General features: G+C 73.2%; 4 protein-coding genes. All 4 read right to left on the bottom strand.

From position 1 onward, the window contains the following. Positions 1–608, bottom strand: a 608-nt coding sequence (locus tag JWN97_RS05220; protein ID WP_297619369.1) for a phosphomethylpyrimidine synthase ThiC, incomplete at its 3' end; no start/stop codon positions are given. Then, positions 608–1,429, bottom strand: coding sequence for a bifunctional hydroxymethylpyrimidine kinase/phosphomethylpyrimidine kinase (gene thiD / locus JWN97_RS05215; RefSeq protein ID WP_297619366.1), 822 nt, complete (start codon positions 1,427–1,429; stop codon positions 608–610). The genes thiD and JWN97_RS05220, both read right to left, overlap by 1 nt. Continuing rightward, positions 1,429–2,010: a thiamine phosphate synthase gene (locus JWN97_RS05210; RefSeq protein WP_297619363.1), complete on the bottom strand. Its 582-nt coding sequence runs from the start codon at positions 2,008–2,010 to the stop codon at positions 1,429–1,431. The genes thiD and JWN97_RS05210 overlap by 1 nt, the downstream gene beginning before the upstream one ends. Continuing rightward, positions 2,007–2,575, bottom strand: a 569-nt coding sequence (locus tag JWN97_RS05205; protein WP_297619360.1) for a tRNA-dihydrouridine synthase, incomplete at its 5' end; no start/stop codon positions are given. The genes JWN97_RS05205 and JWN97_RS05210, both read right to left, overlap by 4 nt.

Genomic DNA, 2,575 nt, shown 5'->3' with positions numbered 1-2,575 from the left:
AGGTCCATCACGGTGTCGGCACCCCAGGTCACCGCCCAGGTCATCTTGTCGACCTCCTCGGCGATCGAGCTCGTCACCGCGGAATTTCCGATGTTGGCGTTGACCTTGACCAGGAACCGCTTGCCGATGATCATCGGCTCGGCCTCGGGGTGGTTGACGTTCGCCGGGATGATCGCGCGTCCGGCCGCGACCTCACTGCGAACCAGCTCGACGTCCATGCCCTCGCGGATCGCGACGTACTCCATCTCCGGGGTGATTGCACCTCGGCGGGCGTAGTGCATCTGGGTGACAGTGCGGCCCGGCTGCGAACGGCGCGGTCGTGCCCGGTGCCCTCGCCACTGCTCCCGTGCCTCACCGCGGCGCACGGCCGCCTTGCCGTTGTCGAGCAGTTGCGCCTCGCGGCCGTCGTACTCCTCGGTGTCGCCGCGCTCCACGACCCAGGCGCTGCGGAGCGCAGGCAGCCCGACCTCGGGATCGCTGCCAGGACCGCCGGTGGCGTAGCGGTCGAAGGTCTCGCCGTTGGTGAGCGCAACCCGGGTGAACGGCACGGCGACGTCGTCGCGCGATCCCTTGCGGTGGACGGTGCTGTGCGAGGGGTGGATGTGCATCAGTTCTCCTTGTAGGGGTGGGTGAGGACGTGGGCGACCGGACCGCGACCGCGGCCGAGCACCCAGGGAGCGGAGACGGCGAGCGCCTCGGCCACGAAGGCCTGCGCGTGTCGGGCAGCGGCCTCGAGGTCAAGGCCGCGGGCGAGGTGGACGGCGAGGGCCGCGCTGTAGGTGCAGCCGGTGCCGTGGTCGTTGGTCGTCTCGACGGCTGGATGCTCGAGCAGGGTGAGGACCCCGTCCCGGACGACCATGTCGCGACAGGTACCGCTGCCGGGTTCGCCGCCCGGTTCACCACCGGGTTCGCCGCCCGTCAGCACCACGGCCGGCCCGAGAGCGTGCACCGTGAGGGCAAGCTCCTCCGGATCAGTGTCTCGTGGCAGGCCGGTCAGCGCCGCTGCCTCGTCGCGGTTGGGAGTGACGACGTCTGCGCGCGGCAGCAGGACCTCGCGATACGCCCTGACGAGTGCCGCATCACCCAGGACGGCGCCGCTGGTCGCGACGAGTACCGGGTCGACCACGAGCGGGAGGGATCCGGCGAGCAGGTCGGTGACGACGTGGGCGACCTCGGCGGAGCCGAGCATCCCGGTCTTCGCGGCAGCCAGGGGAAGGTCGTCGAGTACGGCACGGATCTGGGCGCGCACGTCACCGGCGCCCATCGGGACAACGCGGTGCACGCCGGTCGTGTCCTGCGCCGTGACGGCCGTGACAGCACACGTGCCGTGGACGCCGAGCGCGGCGAAGGTGGCCAGGTCGGCGGCGAGACCAGCGGCGCCGCCGGAGTCGGTGCCGGCGACGCTGAGGACCACGAGCGGGGTGACCATCACTCCCCCAGCTCGGCCAGCAGCGCGGAGACGACGGCGGCCGGGTCGTGGGCCCGCATCACGGCACCCATCACCGCGACGCCGTGCGCCCCGGCCGAGCGCAGGTGGGCCGCTGCCTCAGCAGAGACGCCCCCGAGCGCCAGCACCGGCAGGCCATCGGCAGCCTCGACGGCACGGCGCACGCCCCTGGCTCCGAGCGCCGGGCCGTAGCCCGGCTTAGAGACCGTGGACGCGACCGGCGAGATCGTCACGTAGGTCGCGCCCTCCTCGGCGGCCCGCGCGACCTCGGCCTCGTCGTGGCAGGAGCGGCCGTGCGGCAGCCCCGCCTGCGCCGGGGCGGCCTGGTGGGCAGCGAGATGCAGACCGGCCGCGCCGGGCAGGATGGTGCGTGCCGAGATGACCTGAACGTGAGCCCCCAACTCGTCCGCGAGGGCGGCGCGCGCCGGCTCGTCCAGGTCGAGCTCGCGTAGCACGACCGTCGTCGCGCCGGCCGCCGCACATGAGGCGACCGTCTCGACCAGGCCACGTCCCGGGAGCAGCTGCCTGCGGTCGGTAAGCAGGAGCAGCCTCGGCGCCCTCACCGTCCCACCCGCCCACGCATCGGGCTCGATGCCCGCGCCATCTCCCGGCGTGGGATCCGCCCTGCCCGGCGGGCGAGCTGTCCCGACTCGACGGCCAGGCTCATCGCGCGCGCCATCGCGACCGGGTTCTCGGCGCGGGTGACCGCGGTCGCCACGAGCACTGCATCGCAGCCGAGCTCCATCGCGTGCGCCGCCTCGCTGGCGGTGCCGATCCCCGCGTCCACGACGACCGGGACGTCCACCGCCGCCCGCACCGCTTCGATCGTGTGCGGGTCGGCGATTCCCCGCCCCGAGCCGATCGGGGAACCCAGCGGCATCACCGCGGCACAGCCGACGTCGACCAGTCGGCGGGCGACGACCGGGTCTCCGGTCGTGTAGGGCAGCACCGTGAAGCCGCGAGCCACCAACGTCTCCGCGGCCTCGACCAGCTCGACGACATCGGGCAGCAGGCTGAGCTCGTCACCGATCACCTCGAGCTTGACCCAGTCGGTGCCGAGCGCCTCCCGGGCGAGCTCGGCGGTCAGCACCGCCTCCTGGGCACCGAGGCAGCCGGCGGTGTTGGGCA

Origin of the sequence: Nocardioides sp. (assembly GCF_025965415.1) — a bacterium.
Taxonomy (GTDB): Bacteria; Actinomycetota; Actinomycetes; order Propionibacteriales; family Nocardioidaceae; genus Nocardioides.
Note: the sequence above shows the minus strand (reverse complement) of the source record. Positions and strands in the feature narration are given on the sequence as shown.

Excerpts from the sequence above, each read along its gene's own strand:
- thiD (WP_297619366.1), bottom strand. The coding sequence starts at position 1,429 with ATGGTCACCCCGCTCGTGGTCCTCAGCGTCGCCGGCACCGACTCCGGC.